24 protein-coding genes and 1 tRNA gene are annotated in these 20,683 nt (G+C 60.7%); 15 read left to right on the top strand and 10 right to left on the bottom strand.

Annotated elements, in window-relative coordinates; genetic code table 11:
- Positions 1-11: 11 nt before the first annotated feature.
- Positions 12-464 carry an outer membrane protein assembly factor BamE gene (locus SULPSESMR1_RS06375; protein WP_089420063.1) on the bottom strand — a complete coding sequence of 151 codons (453 nt, stop codon included), beginning with the start codon at positions 462-464 and terminating at the stop codon, positions 12-14.
- A 92-nt stretch (positions 465-556) separates the two neighbouring features.
- Between SULPSESMR1_RS06375 and SULPSESMR1_RS06370 the strand changes: the two genes are divergently transcribed.
- The 8 genes from SULPSESMR1_RS06370 to SULPSESMR1_RS06335 all read left to right on the top strand — a co-directional run bounded on the left by SULPSESMR1_RS06370 (position 557) and on the right by SULPSESMR1_RS06335 (position 6,352).
- Positions 557-1,156 carry a YceD family protein gene (locus tag SULPSESMR1_RS06370; protein WP_089420062.1) on the top strand — a complete coding sequence of 200 codons (600 nt, stop codon included), beginning with the start codon at positions 557-559 and terminating at the stop codon, positions 1,154-1,156.
- A gap of 176 nt (positions 1,157-1,332) precedes the next feature.
- Complete coding sequence (gene rpmF, locus SULPSESMR1_RS06365) at positions 1,333-1,539, top strand: 50S ribosomal protein L32 (RefSeq protein WP_089420061.1); 207 nt, start codon at positions 1,333-1,335, stop codon at positions 1,537-1,539.
- Between the two features lie 27 nt (positions 1,540-1,566).
- Positions 1,567-2,658: a phosphate acyltransferase PlsX gene (gene plsX / locus SULPSESMR1_RS06360; RefSeq protein WP_089420060.1), complete on the top strand. Its 1,092-nt coding sequence runs from the start codon at positions 1,567-1,569 to the stop codon at positions 2,656-2,658.
- Positions 2,655-3,626 carry a beta-ketoacyl-ACP synthase III gene (locus SULPSESMR1_RS06355; protein WP_089420059.1) on the top strand — a complete coding sequence of 324 codons (972 nt, stop codon included), beginning with the start codon at positions 2,655-2,657 and terminating at the stop codon, positions 3,624-3,626. Before plsX ends, SULPSESMR1_RS06355 begins: the two co-directional genes overlap by 4 nt.
- A gap of 109 nt (positions 3,627-3,735) precedes the next feature.
- Entirely contained in the window at positions 3,736-4,038 is a 303-nt protein-coding gene (gene ihfA / locus SULPSESMR1_RS06350; protein ID WP_089422185.1) for an integration host factor subunit alpha, read from the top strand.
- Positions 4,039-4,042: 4 nt separating this feature from the next.
- Positions 4,043-5,080: a MerR family transcriptional regulator gene (locus SULPSESMR1_RS06345; RefSeq protein WP_089420058.1), complete on the top strand. Its 1,038-nt coding sequence runs from the start codon at positions 4,043-4,045 to the stop codon at positions 5,078-5,080.
- 58 nt (positions 5,081-5,138) lie between these two features.
- Positions 5,139-5,215, top strand: a tRNA-Pro gene (locus SULPSESMR1_RS06340).
- 60 nt (positions 5,216-5,275) lie between these two features.
- A complete protein-coding gene (locus tag SULPSESMR1_RS06335) occupies positions 5,276-6,352 on the top strand; it encodes a 2'-deoxycytidine 5'-triphosphate deaminase (protein WP_089420057.1) in 1,077 nt (358 codons plus the stop codon).
- A gap of 15 nt (positions 6,353-6,367) precedes the next feature.
- Here SULPSESMR1_RS06335 and SULPSESMR1_RS06330 read toward each other — a convergent pair whose 3' ends face one another.
- From SULPSESMR1_RS06330 to SULPSESMR1_RS06300, 7 genes are all read right to left on the bottom strand, one after another.
- Positions 6,368-6,631 (bottom strand): hypothetical protein, encoded by a 264-nt coding sequence (locus SULPSESMR1_RS06330; protein ID WP_089420056.1) that lies wholly within the window; start codon positions 6,629-6,631, stop codon positions 6,368-6,370.
- A gap of 89 nt (positions 6,632-6,720) precedes the next feature.
- Complete coding sequence (gene scpB, locus SULPSESMR1_RS06325) at positions 6,721-7,374, bottom strand: SMC-Scp complex subunit ScpB (RefSeq protein WP_089420055.1); 654 nt, start codon at positions 7,372-7,374, stop codon at positions 6,721-6,723.
- A 4-nt stretch (positions 7,375-7,378) separates the two neighbouring features.
- Complete coding sequence (locus SULPSESMR1_RS06320) at positions 7,379-8,161, bottom strand: segregation and condensation protein A (protein ID WP_089422184.1); 783 nt, start codon at positions 8,159-8,161, stop codon at positions 7,379-7,381.
- Between the two features lie 23 nt (positions 8,162-8,184).
- Positions 8,185-9,174 carry a beta-N-acetylhexosaminidase gene (gene nagZ, locus SULPSESMR1_RS06315; RefSeq protein WP_089420054.1) on the bottom strand — a complete coding sequence of 330 codons (990 nt, stop codon included), beginning with the start codon at positions 9,172-9,174 and terminating at the stop codon, positions 8,185-8,187.
- On the bottom strand, positions 9,171-10,166 hold the full coding sequence (locus SULPSESMR1_RS06310; RefSeq protein WP_240311227.1) for an SPOR domain-containing protein: 996 nt from the start codon (positions 10,164-10,166) through the stop codon (positions 9,171-9,173). The genes nagZ and SULPSESMR1_RS06310 overlap by 4 nt, the downstream gene beginning before the upstream one ends.
- Positions 10,167-10,247: 81 nt before the next feature.
- On the bottom strand, positions 10,248-11,981 hold the full coding sequence (gene argS, locus SULPSESMR1_RS06305) for an arginine--tRNA ligase (protein WP_089420053.1): 1,734 nt from the start codon (positions 11,979-11,981) through the stop codon (positions 10,248-10,250).
- Between the two features lie 139 nt (positions 11,982-12,120).
- Positions 12,121-13,260: a deoxyguanosinetriphosphate triphosphohydrolase gene (locus SULPSESMR1_RS06300; RefSeq protein ID WP_089420052.1), complete on the bottom strand. Its 1,140-nt coding sequence runs from the start codon at positions 13,258-13,260 to the stop codon at positions 12,121-12,123.
- 104 nt (positions 13,261-13,364) lie between these two features.
- Between SULPSESMR1_RS06300 and SULPSESMR1_RS06295 the strand changes: the two genes are divergently transcribed.
- Positions 13,365-13,688, top strand: a complete 324-nt coding sequence (locus tag SULPSESMR1_RS06295) for a HesB/IscA family protein (protein WP_089420051.1) — start codon at positions 13,365-13,367, stop codon at positions 13,686-13,688.
- 81 nt (positions 13,689-13,769) lie between these two features.
- Positions 13,770-14,552 carry an exodeoxyribonuclease III gene (gene xth / locus SULPSESMR1_RS06290; protein WP_089420050.1) on the top strand — a complete coding sequence of 261 codons (783 nt, stop codon included), beginning with the start codon at positions 13,770-13,772 and terminating at the stop codon, positions 14,550-14,552.
- A gap of 73 nt (positions 14,553-14,625) precedes the next feature.
- Here the strand turns inward: xth and SULPSESMR1_RS06285 are convergent, their stop codons facing one another.
- The gene (locus SULPSESMR1_RS06285) at positions 14,626-15,771 is read right to left on the bottom strand and encodes an FAD-dependent monooxygenase (RefSeq protein WP_089420049.1); all 1,146 of its coding nucleotides are present in this window, start codon (positions 15,769-15,771) and stop codon (positions 14,626-14,628) included.
- On the bottom strand, positions 15,771-16,193 hold the full coding sequence (gene dksA, locus SULPSESMR1_RS06280) for an RNA polymerase-binding protein DksA (RefSeq protein WP_089420048.1): 423 nt from the start codon (positions 16,191-16,193) through the stop codon (positions 15,771-15,773). The genes SULPSESMR1_RS06285 and dksA overlap by 1 nt, the downstream gene beginning before the upstream one ends.
- A 172-nt stretch (positions 16,194-16,365) precedes the next feature.
- Between dksA and SULPSESMR1_RS06275 the strand changes: the two genes are divergently transcribed.
- The 5 genes from SULPSESMR1_RS06275 to SULPSESMR1_RS06255 all read left to right on the top strand — a co-directional run bounded on the left by SULPSESMR1_RS06275 (position 16,366) and on the right by SULPSESMR1_RS06255 (position 20,663).
- Complete coding sequence (locus SULPSESMR1_RS06275) at positions 16,366-17,208, top strand: AAA family ATPase (RefSeq protein WP_089420047.1); 843 nt, start codon at positions 16,366-16,368, stop codon at positions 17,206-17,208.
- A 276-nt stretch (positions 17,209-17,484) separates the two neighbouring features.
- Positions 17,485-17,940: a GNAT family N-acetyltransferase gene (locus tag SULPSESMR1_RS06270; RefSeq protein ID WP_089420046.1), complete on the top strand. Its 456-nt coding sequence runs from the start codon at positions 17,485-17,487 to the stop codon at positions 17,938-17,940.
- Positions 17,940-19,292, top strand: coding sequence for a DUF2927 domain-containing protein (locus SULPSESMR1_RS06265; protein WP_089420045.1), 1,353 nt, complete (start codon positions 17,940-17,942; stop codon positions 19,290-19,292). The genes SULPSESMR1_RS06270 and SULPSESMR1_RS06265 overlap by 1 nt, the downstream gene beginning before the upstream one ends.
- A 16-nt stretch (positions 19,293-19,308) precedes the next feature.
- Positions 19,309-19,476: an apolipoprotein acyltransferase gene (locus tag SULPSESMR1_RS06260; RefSeq protein ID WP_089420044.1), complete on the top strand. Its 168-nt coding sequence runs from the start codon at positions 19,309-19,311 to the stop codon at positions 19,474-19,476.
- Positions 19,476-20,663: a vWA domain-containing protein gene (locus tag SULPSESMR1_RS06255; protein WP_089420043.1), complete on the top strand. Its 1,188-nt coding sequence runs from the start codon at positions 19,476-19,478 to the stop codon at positions 20,661-20,663. Before SULPSESMR1_RS06260 ends, SULPSESMR1_RS06255 begins: the two co-directional genes overlap by 1 nt.
- Positions 20,664-20,683: the final 20 nt, after the last annotated feature.

Here is a 20,683-nt window from a genome sequence, read left to right as displayed (position 1 = left end):
CCTGCCACGGGTCAGCCGCCCAGCCCGGATGGGCCGATACGTCCCAGATTGCCCAGAAGCTGGCGCAGGAACGTTTTGTTCGACACGGCGCTTTCCGTCACGCGACGCGTCAGCGGCACCACCTGCCCGTTCTCGAGGCCGAAGGTTTCGATGTTGCTGACCACGCCCGCACTGTCAAAACTGATTGCCAGCACCTGACGTTCCACCTCGTCCGGCGCTTTAAAGCCAAAAGTGCGTATCCGGCTGCGCACATAGTAATAGCCGCCGCCGTTCGCCACACCGCTGGTTCCGGGAGGTCCGACGGTTTCCTCGACGCTGGCGCGGGTGTCGACGCCAACAACGATCTGGTTCAGCACATCATCTGGCGGTATATATCCGTGATTGCGATAGCTTGGCGTGCAAGCTCCCAAGGTCAGGCACAGCAGGCTGATCCCTGCAATCCGTGTGATGGAACGTATTCCCATTATATGCCCTTCTGTGGCCTTGCGGTTGCGGCTTTGGCTCTGGCTTACTAAATGAACGGCTCCGGTTCAAGAAACGAAAGCGTCTTATCCATATGTCCGCGACACCACCATCCCCCACTGCTCTGCGCGTGTCCAGCCTTCCGCAGAATGCGCCCATGCTGTTCGCGCTGCTGCCCAAGCCGCCGGAGTTGCACGATATTGCGGCCGAGCTGGGGTTGCTGGGCCTGCGCAAATTGCGCTTCGAGGGCCAGATCGAGGCGATGGGCCGCGCCGACTGGCGGCTGACCGGCAAGATCGGTGCGACCGTGGTGCAGGCCTGTGTCGTGACGTTGCAACCGGTGACCACGCGCATTGATGCGCCGGTCGAGCGGATTTTCCAGCACAGCTTTACCACCCCCGAAGGCGAGGTCGAGGTCGAGATGGACGAAGACGACCGCACCGAACCATTGGGGGCGTGGATCGATCCGGCTGCCGTGATGGTCGAAGCGCTCAGCCTGAACCTGCCGCTCTATCCCCGTGCGCCGGACGCCGAACTGGAGCAGACCATCTTTACCGAAGACGGGCTGACACCGATGACCGACGAAGACGCCCGCCCCTTTGCCGGTCTGGCAGCCCTGCGCGGACAGCTTGACGACAGCGCTCAGACAGACGATGACACCCCCGATGAAGACGGCCCCGAAAAGGCCGAATAATGCTTGTAAAGATTCGGCTTGCGCGCACCTCAATTCGCAGTATTTTGCCGCCCTCTTGGAATTTAGGGTTGGACATGGGCTGCGCCGCATTCTAAACGCTGCCAAACGCTGCATGCACCAACGTAACCGACACCCCCTGCACTGCGCAGGGCCGCACAGACAAAAAGGCCGAGCACATGGCTGTTCAACAGAACAAAGTATCGAAATCGCGTCGCAACAACCGCCGCGCCCACGATTCGCTGACGGCAGCGAACCCCAACGAATGCCCCAACTGTGGCGAACTGAAGCGCCCGCACCACATTTGCGCTTCCTGCGGTCACTATGACGACAACGAAATTGTCGCCCTGACCGACGACATCGATCTGGACGAAGACGCAGCCTAATTCAGACATACGGAACAGGCACGCATTATGACGGTCTCTAAGGACCAGAAAAGCTCAGCGGCCAAGTCCACCATTCTGTCTGTTGATGCCATGGGCGGCGATCAGGGCCCGGCAGCCGTTGTTGCCGGGCTTAGTTTGTTCGCCAAGAAAGATCGCGAGACTCGCTTTATCCTGCATGGCCCATCCAAGACGCTGACCGATCTGGTCGCCAAGCGTCGCAATCTGGAAGGCCGCTGCACCATCATCGACGCCAAGGGCGTCGTGACGATGGACGACAAGCCCAGTCAGGTGGTCCGCCACGGCAAAGACACCTCTATGTGGTCCGCCATCGAATCGGTGCGCGACGGCACGGCAGATGTGGCGGTAAGCTGCGGCAACACCGGCGCGCTGATGGCGCTGTCGATGATCCGGCTGCGCAAGCTGCCCGGTGTGAACCGGCCTGCGATTGCGGTGCTGTGGCCCTCGCGCAATCCGCAGGGGTTCAACGTGATGCTGGACGTGGGCGCCGACATTCGCGCCGATGCCGATGACCTGCTACGCTATGCGCTGATGGGCGCATCCTATGCGCGCAACGGCATGAACCTGCCCCGCCCCCGTATCGGTTTGCTGAATGTCGGCACCGAAGACCACAAGGGTCGTCAGGAACTGAAAGACGCCAACGAACTGATCCGCGACTATCAAGGCAATGCCGATTTCGATTATGTGGGATTCGTTGAAGGCGGCGATATTCAGGGCGACATCGCGGATGTGATCGTGACCGACGGCTTTACCGGCAACGTGGCGATCAAGACCGGCGAAGGCACCGCCAAGCTGATCGGCGATCTGCTGAAAGAAGCGTTCAAATACACAATTCTGTCGCGCATCGCCTCGTTGCTGGCGCTGACATCGCTGCGCCGTCTGCAAAAGCGGATCGACCCCCGTGGCAAAAACGGCGGTGTTTTTCTGGGTTTGAACGGCACGGTTGTAAAATCGCACGGCTCCGCCGATGCTTTGGGTGTGGCAGCCGCGATCACGCTGGCGGCGCAACTGTCCCAGTCGCAGTTCAACAGCAAACTCGCAGCACGCGTCGCAGCAGTCCTGCCGCAAGAACACGAGAACATAAAAGGAGACAGCGCATGACCCTCAGAGCCGTGGTCACAGGTGTCGGGCACTATCTGCCCGAGCGGGTGGTGCCGAACTCCGAGTTCGAAAAGACGCTGGACACCACAGACGAATGGATCAGGTCGCGTTCTGGCATCGAAAACCGCCATTTCGCGGGCGAAGATGACAGCACATCGTCGATGGCCGTCGCCGCCGCCGAGGCCGCGCTGGCCGATTCTGGCTGCACGGCGCAGGACGTCGATGCGATCATCGTTGCCACCTCGACCGCCGATCTGACATTTCCATCGACGGCCACGATGGTGCAGGCCGGTCTGGGCATGTCGCACGGTTTTGCCTTTGACGTTCAGGCCGTTTGCGCCGGTTTCGTATATGCGCTGGCCAACGCCAACGCGCTGATCGCATCGGGTCAGGCGCGCCGCGTTCTGGTCATCGGTTCGGAAACCTTTAGCCGTATCATGGACTGGACCGACCGTGGCACCTGTGTGCTGTTCGGTGACGGGGCTGGCGCCCTGCTGCTTGAGGGTCAAGAGGGTCAAGGCACCCCCGCCGATCGCGGTATTCTGGCAACCGACCTGAACTCGGACGGGCGCCACAAGGATTTGCTGTATGTCGATGGTGGGTCCAGCACGGGCACCACCGGCTATCTGCGAATGCAGGGCAATCAGGTGTTCCGCCACGCCATAGAAAAGCTGGCCACCACCGCGCAAACCGCGATGGACCGCGCGGGTGTGACGGCTGCCGATGTCGACTGGATTGTGCCGCATCAGGCCAACATCCGCATCATTCAGGGCACTGCCAAAAAGATGAACATCTCGATGGACCGCGTTGTTGTCACGGTTCAGGACCACGGCAACACCTCGGCGGCCTCGATTCCGCTGGCGCTGTCGGTCGGCCAACAGCGTGGCCAGATCAAACGGGGCGATTTGGTGGTTACCGAAGCCATTGGCGGCGGTCTGGCATGGGGTTCGGTGGTTCTGCGCTGGTAAATGCCTCGAATCCTTGCGATTCTCCGCTTGGCAACGGGGTGCATCAAGTCATTGATATTGACTCGTAAATTCCAAGACCCCTATGGTTGGTCAAAACAAGGGGGACGACATGGCTGACAAAACTTTGACGCGGATGGACCTGAGCGAGGCCGTTTTTCGCGAAGTGGGCCTTTCGCGCAATGAAAGTGCCCAACTGGTAGAAAGCGTTCTGGAACATATGTCCGATGCTTTGGTCGACGGCGAACAGGTGAAAATCTCATCATTCGGCACATTCTCGGTGCGCAGCAAATCTGCCCGCGTGGGCCGCAACCCCAAGACCGGCGAAGAGGTTCCAATCAACCCCCGCCGCGTGCTGACCTTCCGCCCGTCGCATCTGATGAAAGACCGCGTCGCGTCCGGAAACAAGTCCTAAGGCTATGTCAAAGTCGCCTGACGCGTTCCGCACGATTTCGGAAGTGGCCGACTGGCTGGGCGTGCAGGCACATGTGCTGCGGTTCTGGGAAAGCAAGTTTTCACAGGTCAAACCGGTCAAACGCGCAGGCGGTCGGCGCTATTACCGCCCTGTCGACATGCTGCTGCTGGGTGGTATCCGCAAATTGCTGCACGACGACGGGCTAACAATCAAAGGCGTCCAGAAGATTTTGCGCGAACAGGGCATGGCCTATGTGTCCGACCTGTCGCTGCCGCTGGACGACGACACGATGGAGGCCATCGACGCGGCAAGCGCGCAGATCCCTCCGGCCCCCTTTGCCGCACCGCCCCCGCCCGAACCGGAACCGATGGCAGGCGAAGTGGTCGATTTCCCGCCCGTCACCCCGCCAGAGCCTCCCGTCGCGCAGCCTGAAGTCGCGGATGAGGCCAAGACGACAACGCCTGACACACCGGCAGATGCGCCCGACGCTGATTTCGCATCCGAGCCACCCGCAGCCGCCCCGCCGCCGGTTACTCCGGATGAAGTAGTGGACCTGCAAGAGACCGCGCAAAACCCTGATTCTGATTTGACCGCTGAGCCGGAAGACGCACCAACACATGAGGCGGTTGCCGAAGACACAGGCGAACGCGCACAGGCCAACCAAGCAGTTGAGGCGGCAGAGCCTGACATCGCAGCGGCCCCCGCAGAGACAGACCCTGCACCAGAAGACACGCCCGCAGACCAGAATCCGGATCAAAACGCTGTGCCCGCGTTCCTCAGTTCATCGAAAATGACAGCGGACGAAGACACGACAGAGCAAGCAGCCCCGACAACGCCCCCCACACCCAAACCGCGCGTTGTCGATGCCCCCGATCCCCCCGCCGAGGATCAGATCGACGTTTCCGCCAGCCTTCTGGCCACCCTTGCCCGCGTCAAACGCATTGCACCCGAACAGCAAAAATCGCTGCGCCCGCTGCTGGCCCAACTGGCCTCCTTGCGCGACCGGATGGCCGCAGGGAACACGCCACGCAGTAAAGAATAACGCTCTTGCCAATTTACCCTTGCAGCACCCGTCAAATCGGGTATGAACCCCTTCAAGTCGGGCTATGGCGCAGCCTGGTAGCGCGTCCGTCTGGGGGACGGAAGGTCGCAGGTTCGAGTCCTGCTAGCCCGACCAACAACACACCGCCCGACCCTGAATGGGGTTCGGGCGGTTTGTGCATCTGAAGGGCGAAATATGACCGGCGTGATTCCCAATCAACAAATCGAACAGATGATCGCACAGGGCGCCTTGTCGGGCGATCCCGCGATTATCCCCGCCCAGATACAGCCCGCCAGCCTTGATCTGCGCCTGGGCACCGTCGCCTACCGCGTGCGGGCCTCTTTTCTGGCGGGTCACGGTGCGCGCGTTACCGACCGTCTGGAAGAATTCGAAATGCACCGCGTTGACCTGTCCAACGGGGCGGTTCTGGAAAAAGGGGCTGTCTATGTGGTTCCGTTGATGGAGTCACTGGCCTTGCCCGATGGTATTCAGGCTGTGGCCAATGCCAAATCCTCGACCGGTCGGCTGGACCTGCTGACGCGGTTGATCACCGATGGCGGCACCGAATTCGACCGTATCGCGCCGGGTTATACCGGCCCGCTCTATGCCGAGATTTGCCCCCGCTCGTTTTCTGTGCTGGTGCGCCCCGGTATGCGCCTGAACCAGATCCGGTTCCGTGATGGTCAGGCTGTGCTGGACGATGACGCCCTGCGCGCCCTGCACGCTGATCAGGTGCTGGTGGACGGTGAGGCCGTGATTGACGACGGTCTTGGCTTTTCTGTTGATCTTCGCCCCACTGCGGGCACGCTGGTGGGCTATCGTGCCAAGCCGCACACAGGTGTGATTGATCTGGACCTGATCGACCACTATGCGCCCGCCGAATATTGGGAAGAAGTTCACAGCGCCACCGGCCAGATCATTCTGGACCCCGGTGCGTTCTATATTCTGGTCAGTCGCGAAGCTGTACATATTCCACCCGATTGCGCCGCCGAAATGGCCCCCTATCTGGCAATGGTGGGTGAATTCCGCGTGCATTACGCAGGCTTTTTCGACCCCGGATTTGGCCACGACGCAGCGGGGGGGACAGGTTCACGCGGTGTGCTGGAAGTGCGCTGTCACGAAGCGCCCTTTGTACTTGAACACGCCCAGATTGTCGGGCGTCTGGTCTATGAGAAAATGGCCGACGTGCCTACGCAGCTTTACGGCGCGGGCATTGCGTCAAACTATCAGGGTCAGGGTTTGAAACTGTCAAAGCACTTCAAGGCGCCATAAAAGCCCCAGCGCGGGTCACATCTTGCCAGAGCGCTTGGCGATGCGCGCTGCCTGGCGCGCTTGACGCACCTGTTGTTTGCTCATGCCTTGCCCTTGCCCACGGGGTTGCGGGCGTCCGTCCTGCCCGGTGGGCTGGCCATAGTCATCAACTTCATCCTGACCCTGCTTGCGTCGGGCCCCCATGTTGCCGGCACCTTTGATGCCCGCGTCGATGCCTTTGTTGATCGCTTTGCGCATGACCAGTTTAATGACCATGTTGATAATCTGATTGACGTTCATTGCCGTCTCCCCTGCTGCTTTGCCTACTATATAGCAACAATTACGGCAGATTTCAGGTCTGTTCGGCCATAGTCCTTGAAAACTTAGATTCAGTCTTCAAAAAGTTCGCTTTGACCTTCGACGCTTTCGTCTTCTTCGTCATCGTCACGCGGCACGTCACCCCCCGGCGGCGGGCGGTTTTCCAACAGACCCGCAGCCCGCAGTTCCTTTAGACCTGGCAAATCGCGGGCGCTTTCCAGACCGAAATGGTCCAGAAAATCCTGCGTGACCACAAACGTCACCGGTCGTCCCGGTGTCATCTTGCGACGACCAAAGCGGATCCATTCCAGTTCCAACAGTTGATCGACCGTGCCTCGGCTGACGCTGACGCCGCGAATCTCCTCGATCTCTGCCCGGGTGACGGGCTGATGATAGGCGATGATCGCAAGCGTTTCGATCGCCGCACGGCTTAACTTGCGGGTCTCGACCGTTTCCTTTTGCATCAGAAACCCAAGGTCGGGCGCGGTGCGGATGGCCCATGCGTCGCCCACGCGGGTCACACTGACCCCGCGCCCTTCATAGCGTTTGCGCAGGTACACCAGCGCCTCGGCAGGGTCACAGCCATGCGGCAGACGCGCCTCAAGCTCGCGCACGGTGATCGGCTCTGCTGTGGCGAACAAAATGGCTTCGACCATGCGTTCCTGTTCGGCCATCGGGGGCGCTTCAAACAGGCTTTCTTCTTTTTGTTCGATATCTTGCGACATGACCCTAATCCTTTTTGCGCAGTTGGATCGGGGCGAACATTTCAGATTGCCGGATCTCGAGATGCCCCTCTTTGACCAGTTCCAGAGAGGCCGCAAAGGTTGACGCCGTGGCCGAACGGCGCCGCACCGGATCACCGTCCCAGCCCTCGGGCAGATAGGTCGAAATTTCGGTCCAGTTGCCCGCATAGCCGATCAGCCCGCGCATCCGTTCCAGCGCCTGTTCCATCGTGAATACCGACTCGCGATCCATCACGAAGGGGCGAAAATCATCACGGGTGCGAATGCGCGCATAACCCTGCATCAGGTCCAGCAACGTGGCGGAATAGGTCACCTTGCGCACCCGCGTGACCATTTCGGATTGACCGCGCGCAAAGAAATCGCGCCCCAACTGGTCGCGTGCCATCAACCGCGCCGCGGCGTCGCGCATCGCCTGCAACCGCTCCAGTTGGAACGCCAGATGTGCGGCCAGTTCCTCGCCCGATGGGCCCTCTTCCGTCGGGTCCGGCGGCAACAGCAGGCGCGATTTGAGAAAGGCCAACCAGGCGGCCATCACCAGATAATCCGCCGCCAGCTCCAGCCGTAGCGCCTTGGCCTTTTCGACAAAGGCCAGATACTGGTGCGCCAGTTGCAACACGCTGATCTTGCGCAGATCCACCTTTTGGGTGCGGCTGAGGGTCAAAAGCAGGTCAAGCGGCCCTTCAAAGCCGTCGACATCCACGATCAACGCCTCGGCGGCAAGCCGTTCGCTGACGCTGACTTTGTCTTCTTCAAAAAGGTTCTCAGCCATGCGCATTCGCGCCCGTCAGCGCCCTATTTTAACAGGCTCTCAAGTTCGGCGTCAGCGGCGGAAATGTCAATGTCGTCGGGCGCATGACGTGCATCCAATGCCGCATCGGCGCGGCGTTGCGCCTCTGCGCCCATCTCGCCCGCAGCGGCGGCCACTTCCATCCGTTCGGCCAGCGTGCCGTTGCAATGCAGGATCACGTCACAGCCCGCGTCCAGCGCGCCGCGTGACAGGCCGGTCAGCGACCCGCTCAGCGCCTTCATCGAAATATCGTCGGTCATAATCAACCCGTCAAAGCCGATGTCGCTGCGGATCACGTCCATCACCTTGGGCGACAGGGTCGCGGGGGCCGTATCAATCGCGTCATAAACCAGGTGCGCGGTCATCCCCATCGGCAGATCGTTCAACGCCTTAAAGGGGGCAAAATCCTGTGAATCCAGTTCGGCACGGCTGGCGGCAACGGTGGGCAGGTCGAAATGGCTGTCCTGCGTGGCACGGCCATGTCCGGGAATGTGTTTGACCACCGGCAGCACGCCGCCATCCAACATACCCTGCGCGTGCGCACGGCCCAATGTGGCCACTTGGGCCGCGTCAGTTCCATAACAGCGGTTGCGCAAGAACGGGTGGCTGTTCTCGCAGGCCACATCGACCATCGGGGCACAGTTGCTGTCGACCCCGATGGCCCGCAATTCGTGGGCAATCACACGGCCCCGCAGATACATAGCACGCTCGACCTGATCACCCGCAGCGATGACAAAATCCAGCGGCGGCAGCCATTCGCGCCAGTGCGGGGCACGCAGGCGCTGTACGCGCCCGCCCTCCTGATCAATGGTGATCGGACATTCATAACCCAAGGCGTTGCGCATATCGGCGCAAAGTGCGCGCACCTGATCGGGGTTGTCGATATTGCGCGCAAACAGGATAAAACCAAAGGGCAGCACATCGCGGAAAAACGCGATCTCGTCCGAACTCAGACGCAACCCGTCGGCATCCAGAATGGTCGCGCCGAATTTCATCGCGTGACGACCGGAATGCAGTCAGCCCCCTCTGCCACAAGGGCCGAGCAGAAACGACGCGCTTCCGACAGGTCCGCAAACCCGTGCGCGCGCAAACGATAGAACGTGCGCCCGCCGCTTTGCGCCTTTTGGACAATGCGCGCCTTGCCGTTCAGATAATCGCCAAAGCGGCCTTCGATGCGGGTCCATTGTTCGCGGGCAACTTCGGGGCTGTCAAATGCGCCCAGTTGCACCAGACGTGTACCAGCGGCAAGGCTGGTGGCGTCAATTTCGGCTATGGGCGTGTCAACAACCACGTCGGCGCGCGCGGGGATCACCATCGCGGGGGCGTTGGCGGGGCGCACTTTGGGACGCAAGGACAGTTGTGGACCGGGGCCCGAGAACACCGCCTGAACCGGTTCGGGCTGAACAATTTCCTCGGCGTTGACGACGATATTCGCGGCTTCGCCATCCTCGTCGATACGCTCAACGCCGTCGGTCAACCGGTTAACCAGATCGTCCACCGATCCCGATTGCAGTGCGGCGGCCACGTCCGGCACTTGGGCAATCCCGTTTGCTTCCTCCGACAGTTGCGACTGTGGCGCAGATGCCACCCCCGGCACCACCATCGAGGCCAGAACCGGCGTATCTTCGGCAGCAAGCTTCATCGGACGGGGTGCCAGAACAAAGCGGTCAGCAGGGGCCTGCGCCACGCCTTCGGCAGCGACGGCGTTGACTGACAAACCTTGGTTCAGGGCCAACTGGCCACCCGGTTCTTCGGGGCGCACCCGCATGTCGCCGTTGACGGCACGCACCACCGGAATACCGCTGACGTCGCGCACCATCAGCTTGTAGCCCCAGACACCAACGCCCGCGATTAACGCCAAAGACATCACAGCCCCTGCGATATTTGTTATATTTGTCAGAGATTTGGCCGTTGCATGCCCCGTCGCGCCAAACTGCGCGACATAGCTCTCTTCGCCCAAGTCCTGGGTGTCGTAAACGTCTGCCATTTCTGCCTCGCTGCCAGCACGATACGTCGCCGCGCCGATCTACTGTCACATTGCCTGCTCAAAGGCTGCGGCGCTGTTATTTCAGCGCATTTCATCAGCCGGTGTGACACCAAGAATACCAAGGCCAGCCGCAATTACAATCGCAACGGCACGCGCCAGCGCGATTTTTGCAACACTGCCCGCGTGGTCGTCTTCCTGAATGAAGCGCAGGGTGGTTTCATCGTTGCCCTTATTCCACAACCCGTGGAAATCACCGGCCAGCTCATAAAGGTAAAACGCCACCCTGTGCGGCTCGTTGCTGCGTGCAGCCGTCTCGACCAGACGCGGCCATTCGGCCAGCTTGCCCGCCAGCGCCAGCTCGGCGGGATGGTCCAGCAGTGCCAGATCGGGTGTGGCATTTGTGTCGATGCCCGCGTCGGCTGCCTTGCGCAGAACCGAATTCACCCGCGCGTGGGCATATTGCACATAGAATACGGGGTTCTCGCGGCTCTGCTCGACGGCCTTGTCAAAATCAAAATCCAGCGAGGCGTCGTTCTTGCGCGTCAGCATCACAAAGCGGGTCACATCCGGGCCCACCTGATCGACCACATCGCGCAGAGTCACAAATGTCCCTGCCCGTTTGGACATCTTGAACGGTTCGCCATTTTTATACAGTTTCACCAACTGGCACAGCTTGATGTCCAGCGGCACAGTGCCGCCCGACAGCGCCGAAACCGCCGCCTTCATCCGTTTCACATAGCCGCCGTGGTCAGCACCAAAGACATCGATCAACGCGTCAAACCCGCGCTGCACCTTGTCATAATGATAGGCAATGTCAGGCGCAAAATAGGTCCACGCGCCATCCGATTTCATCACCGGACGGTCCACATCGTCACCATGCTCGGTCGAGCGGAACAACGTCTGCTCGCGCGGCTCCCAATCTTCGGGCTTCTTGCCCTTTGGCGGCTCCAGCACGCCTTCATAGATCAGTCCCTTGGACTTCAGATCTTCGATCGCGGCTTCGATCAGACCCGTACCATACAGCGATTTTTCGCTATAAAAAACGTCCATTTCCACGCCCAGCGATTTCAGATCGGAGCGGATCAGATCCATCATCGCATCGGTGGAAAAGTTGCGGATGTCTTCCAGCCAGACGTCTTCGTCCTGACCGACATAGGTGTCGCCCACCTTGTCTTTCAGCGCTTGGCCCACATCAATCAGATAGTCACCGGGATAGGTGCCGTCAGGAAAGGCCACCTCCTGCCCGTGCGCTTCGAGATAGCGCAGATAGACAGACCGTGCCAGCACATCGACCTGCGCGCCCCCGTCATTGATGTAATATTCACGCGTGACCTTGTGGCCTGCAAAATCCAGCAAGGACGCCAGCGCATCGCCAAAAACAGCGCCCCGTGTGTGGCCCACGTGTAGCGGACCCGTGGGATTGGCGCTGACATATTCCACGTTGACCTTGCGGCCCTGCCCCATGTCAGAGCGTCCAAAACCCGTACCCGCCGCCAGCACGTCGCCAACGACGCCCTGCCAAACCACAGGCGCCAGCCGCAGGTTCAAAAACCCCGGACCCGCCACATCCGCGCTGACAATACGGTCATCCGCCACCAACCGTCCGGCCAACGCATCCGCAATATCGCGCGGCTTCAATCCGGCGGGTTTGGCCAGCACCATCGCCGCATTGGTTGCCATGTCACCATGTGCCGCATCGCGCGGCGGTTCGACCGTGACGTTCCCCAGATCCAACCCGTCGGGCAATACGCCCTCGGACTGCATGGCTTCCAGGTTCTGGATCACAAGCGCGCGGATTTCGGCAAAAAGGTTCATCGGTCAGGTCCATGTCTTAGGTTTGCGCGGGTGTAGCACCTTTGCGCATGTGGTCAATCTCTGTGCGTGACTTACGCCTGCCTGTCTTCTTTTGGCAGGCAAATATCCCCGGGGGAAAGGGGGCTGGCCCCCAAACCCGCTATCCGCCAATCAGCCGCGCATGTTCTTGCAATGCAAAGCGGTCGGTCATTCCCGAAATGTAATCGCTGACGATGCGGGCCAGCGCGGTTTCGCTGTCCACCTCGTCCACATCCTTGCGCCATTGCTTGGGCAGATGATCGGTATGCGCCATAAAGAACGGAAACAACTCTTCTACCACCTGCGTTACTTCGGCGCGCATCTTTACCACCGACGGTGCACGGTACATCCGGTCGAACAGAAACGCGCGGATCACCTTGAGATCCCGAAACACCTCGTCCGAAAAGCGGATCACGGTTTGCCCCGCCATCCGCACATCCGTCACCGATTGCGGATCAATCTCGTTCAGACGGGTGCGCGCAAAATTGATTACATCCTCGACCAGCACGCCAAAGAACCGGCGCAGCGCCTCGTGGCGGCGGCGGTAGTAGTTCAGATCGGGATAGAGCGCATCGACAGCGGCAAAGTTGTCTTTGAGAATGGGTAGCTCCGCCAGTTCGTCCGTCGAAAACAGCTCGGCGCGCAGCCCGTCGTGCAGGTCGTGGTGGTTATAGGCCACGTCATCCGCAATCGCGGCCACCTGCGCCTCGGCGCTGGCAAATGTGTGCAACTCCAGATCGTGATCGCGGCAATAGGCCTCCAGCGCCCATGGGATATCACCGGTCACCGGGCCGTTGTGCTTGGCGATGCCTTCCAGCGTTTCCCATGTCAGGTTCAGCCCGTCGAACTCGGCATAGTGCCGTTCCAGATGGGTGACGATACGGATGGCTTGCGCGTTGTGGTCGAAGCCGCCATAGGGGGCCATAAGCACGCCTAGCGCATCCTCTCCGGTGTGGCCAAACGGCGTGTGGCCCAGATCGTGCGCCAATGCAACGGCCTCGGTCAACTCGGCATTCAACCCCAGCGCGCCGGATATGGTGCGCGCCACCTGCGCCACTTCAATCGAATGGGTCAGACGCGTACGATAATAGTCGCCCTCGTGTTCGATGAACACTTGCGTCTTGTGCTTCAGCCGCCGAAAGGCGCTGGCGTGAATGATCCTGTCGCGGTCCCGCTGAAAGCAGGAGCGAAAAGTGCTTTCCTCTTCCTGCACACGCCGTCCCCGGGCGTGGGCAGGATCCGAAGCAAAGGGTGCGCGCATCTGGCTGGTCCTTGTGGCCTGTCCTTAGGGTATCTATATTGGTTACACGCGAACATGACACCCCCTGCTGCGGCGGGAAACCTTGTGAAATACAGGATAGTCCTATGAATTTGCCACCAAAAGTCACCCCCCGCGCCTTTGCCCGCCTTGCCGAGATCGGTGCCGCCGGTCAGGGACAGGCGCTGCGCGTCGCGGTCGAGGGCGGCGGATGCTCGGGATTCCAGTACGAAATCGCGCTGGATGCCCCCAAAGACGACGATCTGGTGCTGGAAAGCGATGGCCAGAAAGTTGTAGTCGATTCCGTGTCGCTGCCGTTTCTGGCCAACGCGGTGATCGACTTTTCCGAAGAGCTGATCGGCGCGCGGTTCGTCATCGACAACCCCAACGCCACCAGCGCCTGCGGCTGCGGCACCTCGTTCTCGATGTGACCCACCTGCTTGCCCCCTGCGGCGGGATCGGCGATAGCTGATCCAACCACCCAACCGACCGGCAGCGCAGAGGGCCAGCAGATGAAAATCGCCACATTCAACATCAACGGCATCAAGGCACGCGCGGCAGCCCTGCCCGACTGGCTGGACGAAGCGCAGCCCGATGTGGTGCTGCTGCAAGAGATCAAATCCGTCGACGAAGGTTTCCCCCGCGAGCTGTTCGAAGAGCGTGGCTATAACGTCGAGGTTCACGGGCAAAAGTCGTTCAACGGCGTCGGCATCCTGTCGAAACTGCCGCTTGAGGATGTCACCCGCGGCCTGCCCGGTGATGACAGCGACGAACAAGCCCGCTGGATCGAAGCGACAGTTGTGGGCGAACATCACGCGGTGCGCCTGTGCGGGCTGTACCTGCCCAATGGTAATCCGGTGCCGGGGCCGAAATACGACTATAAACTGGCATGGATGGCCCGTATGCAGCAACGTGCCGAGGCTTTGCTGGCCGAGGAAATGCCTTTCCTGATGGCGGGCGATTACAACATCATCCCCCAAGCCGAAGACGCCGCGCGGCCCGACGCGTGGCGCGAGGACGCGTTGTTCCGGCTGGAATCGCGCGAGGCCTACCGTCGTATTCTGAACCTTGGCCTGACAGAAGCCTTCCGCACCCGCGATCCGCGCCCCGGTCAGTATTCATTCTGGGACTATCAGGCTGGCGCGTGGAACCGCAACGACGGCATCCGCATCGACCATGTCCTGATGTCGGCAGCGGTGGCGGACATGATGACCGATGCGGGCATCGACCGTGATGTGCGCGGGCGTGAAAAGCCGTCGGATCACGTTCCGGTCTGGGTTGAACTGGCGGCCTAAACGGGGTGCAGCGGGGCTCTGCCCCCTTGGCCTGCGGCCAATTCCCCCGAGATATTTAGAGCCAAAAGAAGTGTCAGGCGGTCACGTCGTGATCGTAAAGCCAGCCTAGACGGTTGAGAAAAGCATTCGGGGCAATTGCGCCCAATGTGCGCAGGCCCGCATGGGCAACACGGCGTTGCAGCCCGCCAAGGTGGTAGTTGCGGGCATTTGCATTGGCGGCATCGATGGCGCGGGTGACGCGCAGGGCGCGCAAGCTCTGGTAGTGCGGCAAGGCCTGTTCCAGTGGTGCCGCGGCGCAGGTGGCGGCCAGTGTCCATGCGTCTTCCAGCGCCAGATTGGCCCCCTGCGCCAGGAACGGCAGCGTCGGGTGTGCGGCATCGCCCAGCAGGGCCAGACGGTCCTTGTACCAGTGGGCAGCAACCGGATGGCGGAACAGCCCCCAGAGTTTGGGCGCCTCAACCTGTGCGATCAGGTGTCGCAGATCGGCCCCTGTGTCGGCAAAGGCCGCTTGCAGGTGCGCGGGGTCGTCCTCGTGGTGCCAGCCTTCGGCGGCCCAATGGCTGCGTTCCTGTACCGCGACCACGTTCAGCAGGCCGTCTTTTAACGGATAGGTCACCACGTGTTTGCCCGGCGCCATCCAGATATTGGCGACGCAAGGCGTATCTGGTGCCGTGATCAGGCCACGCCACGCCACCTGTCCAGTGAAAAACGGCGCGCTTTGCCCGTTCAGCACGGGGCGCGCAACCGAGTGCAGCCCGTCGGCGCCCGCCACCAGATCGTGGGTGTGGCAGCGGTCTGCCGTGGTGACGGTGCCATCCAGAGCGACCGTGCCAACAGGGGTGCCAAGGCGAAAGACAATACCGGATTCCGCACAAGCCGTCGCCAACAGATCAACCAGTGCGGCGCGGTGGAAAAACCGGTAAGGTGGGGTTTGCGCTATTAGATCAAAACGCGCAATCGCCCGCCCTGTCAGCGCATCGCGCGGTTGCACCGCCTCTGCACGCAGGCTGAACCCGTCCAACTGGTCGGACAGGCCAAGCGCGGCCAGAACCCGACAACCATTGGGCGTGATCTGAAGGCCAGCCCCCACTTCGGTCAGCGCTTCGGCCTGCTCATAGACCGTCACAGCCGCCCCGAAACGCGAAAAGGCCAGCGCAGCCGCCAGCCCTCCGATGCCGCCGCCAATCACGGCGACGGATGCGTTTTCAAGATGTGACATCAGTCGTCGCGGTGTACTTTCTCGCGGCGTTCGTGGCGTTCTTGCGCCTCAAGGCTCATTGTGGCGATGGGGCGTGCGTCCAGACGTTTCAGCGAAATCGGCTCGCCGGTGACCGAACAATAGCCGTATTCACCTTCGTCGATGCGGCGCAGGGCGGCATCGATTTTGCTGACCAGTTTGCGCTGGCGATCACGGGTGCGCAGTTCCAGCGCGCGGTCGGTTTCTTCCGAGGCGCGATCGGCAACATCGGGGATGTTGCGCGTGCCGTCCTGAAGCCCCTCGATGGTGTCGCGGCTGCCGGCTTGCAGCTCTGTTTTCCAGTTCAGCAGCTTGCGCCGGAAGTATTCGACCTGCCGGTCGTTCATGAATGGCTCGTCTTCTGCCGGTTGATAATCCTGTGGCAGAAACATTTCCTGTTTCATAGATTTCCCCTCAACTTGGCCGACACTGTTCATGTGAAATTCTACCATTTTACGCGACGCATTGGCCCCCTGCCGCAGCGTCTAATACAGGCGCGGTTGAATGTCACTACACAATGCGGCATGGCTGGGGCAAATTGCTGCGAAACAGCGTTTCGAAATAAGGATACTCCAGATGAAGTTCACCGGCACCAAGAGCTATGTGGCAACCGACGACCTGACAATTGCGGTCAACGCTGCTGTCACATTGGAACGCCCCCTTCTGGTCAAGGGCGAGCCGGGCACTGGCAAAACCGAACTGGCCAAGCAAGTGGCCAATGCGCTGGGGCTGCGGTTGATCGAATGGAACATCAAATCGACCACGCGCGCGCAGCAGGGTCTGTACGAATATGACGCGGTCAGCCGTCTGCGCGACAGCCAGCTGGGCGAGGAAAAGGTGCATGACGTTTCAAACTATATCCGCAAGGGCAAGCTGTGGGAGGCCTTCGAGGCCAAGGAAAAGGTGGTTCTGCTGATCGACGAGATCGACAAGGCCGACATCGAATTTCCCAACGATCTTCTGCAAGAAATTGATAAGATGGAGTTTTTTGTCTACGAAACCGGCGAAACCATTCGCGCCGAAAACCGCCCCATCGTTATCATCACCTCGAACAACGAAAAGGAATTGCCCGACGCGTTCCTGCGCCGGTGCTTCTTCCACTATATCCGGTTTCCCGACATGGACACGCTGCGCACCATCGTCGAAGTTCACCACCCCGGCATCAAGGACCAGTTGCTGACCACGGCGCTGACGCAATTTTTCGAGATCCGCGAACAGGCCGGTCTGAAGAAAAAGCCGTCGACATCAGAAGTGCTGGACTGGCTCAAGCTGCTGCTGGCCGAGGATATGAGCGCCGAAGACCTGAAATCCGACGGTAAATCCGCCCTGCCCAAACTGCACGGCGCATTGTTGAAAAACGAACAGGATGTGCATTTGTTTGAACGTCTGGCGTTTATGGCACGCGGCCAACACCGCTAGGCCCGCACCACGTCACGCGCGCCGCGACGGCGCGCGTGACAAGTGCCTATAATTTCATCGAATCTCCGATTGTCAGCACGATTGCCTCTGACTCCGCCATCCTGTGGCGAACCACAGCGCCGCACAGCAGATTGCTGTCATTTTCGTTTCCCCGCATTGCACCGCTGTTGCGCTTCTGGCAAGGTTGTCACGAATTTGCCTTAATAGCTCCCTACCAAGGTCGGGTTACGGGGCAACTAGACCCACGAACCGCAATATTATCAGGCAGGCTGATCCATGGCAGACAAAACCGCGCTTGTTGTGCGCCCTCTTTTGGCCTCTGATCGCGCCCCTTGGGCCGCGTTGTGGACCAGCTATCTGGAATTTTACGAAACCTCAGTCACCCCCGAGGTTTACGAGACATATTTCGCCCGTCTGCTGGGCGATGATCCGCGCGATTACAATTGTCTGGTGGCTGAACTGGATGGCAAGCTGGTGGGCCTGACCCACTATCTGTTTCACCGTCACGGCTGGAAGATCGAAGACACCTGCTATCTGCAAGACCTGTTCGCCCATCCCGACCAGCGCGGCACAGGTGTGGGCCGCGCGTTGATCGAGGCCGTCTATGCCGCAGCCGACGCCCAAGGTGCACCATCGGTCTACTGGATGACCCAGGATTTTAACCACAACGCCCGCCAACTGTATGACCGGATCGGGACCAAAACCCCCTTTATCAAATACTCGAGAGGCTGATGCGCAAAATACTGCTGCCTTTCGCGCTGTTGCTGAATGCCTGTATGCCCGTGACGCACAATGACACCGCCACGCGTGCCATTGCAGGTGCCGCGCCGCTGCCCGCGATGAAAACCTTTGCAACGCCGCATCCGGTTCAGACGGCGAAATCGAATGCCGATCTGGCGCAGGATTTCCTCGAACTCAGCTTCGAGCTGGAATCGGGCCGTGCGTTGCCTGTCTTTACCCGCTTTGAGGGGCCCATATCGGTGCGGATCATCGGTGCGCCACCCCTGTCGCTGGGCTCCGATCTGAACCGGCTGATCGGACGCCTGCGCACAGAGGCGCAGATCGACATCACCCGCACCACCAGCCCGCAGGCCAACATCACAATTCAGGCGGTGTCACGCCAACAGATCCGCAACACGCTGCCCGATGCGGCCTGTTTTGTGGTGCCGAATGTGACGTCTCTGGATGAATACCGCGCTTTGCGCCGTTCGCCACGTACCAGTTGGACGTCGCTGCAAACCCGTGAACGTCTGGCGATCTTCCTGCCCAATGACGCCAGCCCCCAAGAGGCGCGCGATTGCCTGCACGAAGAGCTGGCACAAGCGATCGGACCGCTGAACGATCTCTACCGTTTGCCCGACTCGGTGTTCAACGATGACAACGTGCATACGGTTCTGACCGGCTTTGATATGATGATCCTGCGCGCCTACTATGCGCCGGACCTGCAATCGGGCATGTCGCGCGCCCAAGTGGCCGCGCGTTTGCCGCAGGTGCTGGCACGGATCAATCCCGACGGTCAGGGTCGCCCGATCCAGCCGGTCTCGCGCACGCCGCGGGCCTGGTCCGATGCGGTGCAAAGCGCGCTTGGCCCCGGTGCCACACCAAACCAGCGCCGAACAGCTGCGGCGGACGCCCTGAACATCGCAAAACAGATGGGCTGGACCGACCACCGCCGCGCCTTTGCGCACTATGCCAACGGGCGGTTGCTGATGGCCACCGATCCCGACGCCGCGCAGTTGCATTTCGCACAGGCCGACCGGTTTTATGCCGCAACTCCGGGGGCGGAGCTGCACCGCGCCTATGTGGCCACGCAACTGGCCGCCTATGCCATCACCCAAGGTGACGGCGACCACGCGCTGCGCCTGATCGAACCGCAACTGGCTCTGGCCACCAGCCACGAGAACGCGGCCCTGCTGTCGACCCTGCTAATGCTGCGCGCCGAAGCACTGGCTCTGACCGGTCAGAGCGCCGAAGCACGTACCGTCAGGGTGGACAGCCTTGGGTGGGCGCGATACGGCTTTGGACCAGACTGGGCTGTGCGGGCCAAAGAACGCGAGATTGCGTCACTGAACCCGCTCAACTGATAAACGGGTACAAGATATGATCGTGATCGCAGCGGCTCTGATCGGAGCCATCATCGGCGGGCAAACCGCACGCCGCCGCAAGGGCAACCGTCTGGACATCGCGCAATATGCCGCCGGATACGGCATCGCCTTTGCCATGGCCGGACTGATTGTCACAGTGTTGATCGACCGGGCCGCCGTCTGATGTTTCTGCGGTTCTTCGAACAGTTGCGCAAGGCCGGCGTGCCGGTGTCACTGCGCGAATTCCTTGCCTTTCTCGAAGGCATGAAAGCAGGCCTTGCGACATATGACGTCGAGGCGTTCTATTACCTTGCCCGCGTGTCGATGGTGAAGGACGAGCGCAACATCGACAAATTCGACCGCGCCTTTGCCGCAACCTTTGACGGGCTCGACCAGATCAGTGTCGAACAGGTGCTGGAAGCGGTGGACATCCCTGCCGACTGGCTGGAAAAGCTGGCCGAAAAGCACCTGAGCGACGAGGAAAAGGCCGAGATCGAGGCCGCGGGCGGGTTCGACAAGCTGATGGAGACGCTGAAGAAGCGGCTCGAAGAGCAAAAGGAACGCCATCAGGGCGGCTCGAAATGGGTCGGCACGGCGGGCACCTCGCCGTTCGGGGCCTACGGCTACAACCCCGAAGGCGTGCGCATCGGTCAGGACAAATCGCGCCACCAGCGCGCGGTCAAGGTTTGGGACAAGCGCGAGTTTCGCAATCTGGACGACACTGTCGAGTTGGGCACGCGCAACATCAAGGTGGCGCTGAAACGTCTGCGCCGCTGGGCGCGTGACGGCGCGCAGGAAGAACTGGACCTGAGCGGCACCATCCGCGCCACCGCCGAACACGGATACCTCGACGTCAAGACCCGCCCCGAGCGGCGCAATGCCGTCAAAGTGCTGTTGTTTCTGGACATCGGCGGGTCGATGGACCCACACGTCAAAGTCATGGAAGAACTGTTTTCGGCCGCCAAATCCGAATTCAAGCACATGGAACATTTCTACTTCCACAACTGCCTGTACGAAGGCGTATGGCGCGACAACCGCCGCCGCTGGGACGCGCAGACGCCCACGCATGAAATCCTGCGCACCTACGGGCCGGATTACAAGTGTATCTTTGTGGGCGATGCGTCGATGTCGCCTTATGAAATTGCCTATCCTGGCGGGGCCAATGAACATTGGAACCCCGAAAGCGGTCAGGTCTGGTTGCAGCGCGTGCGTGATCAATGGGCCAGCACCCTTTGGATCAATCCCATCCCCGAAAAATACTGGGACTATACCCAGTCGATCAAGATGATCCGCGACATCATGGGCCCCGACGCGATGGTGCCGATGACGCTGGAGGGATTGTCGCGCGGGATGAAGGCGCTGACGCGCTAACGGCGCAGCTCATTGGCTGC

The sequence above is a fragment of the Pseudosulfitobacter pseudonitzschiae genome (genome assembly GCF_002222635.1).
In the GTDB taxonomy this organism is placed as follows: Bacteria; Pseudomonadota; Alphaproteobacteria; order Rhodobacterales; family Rhodobacteraceae; genus Pseudosulfitobacter; species Pseudosulfitobacter pseudonitzschiae_A.
This window is presented reverse-complemented; position numbering and strand designations above follow the sequence as displayed.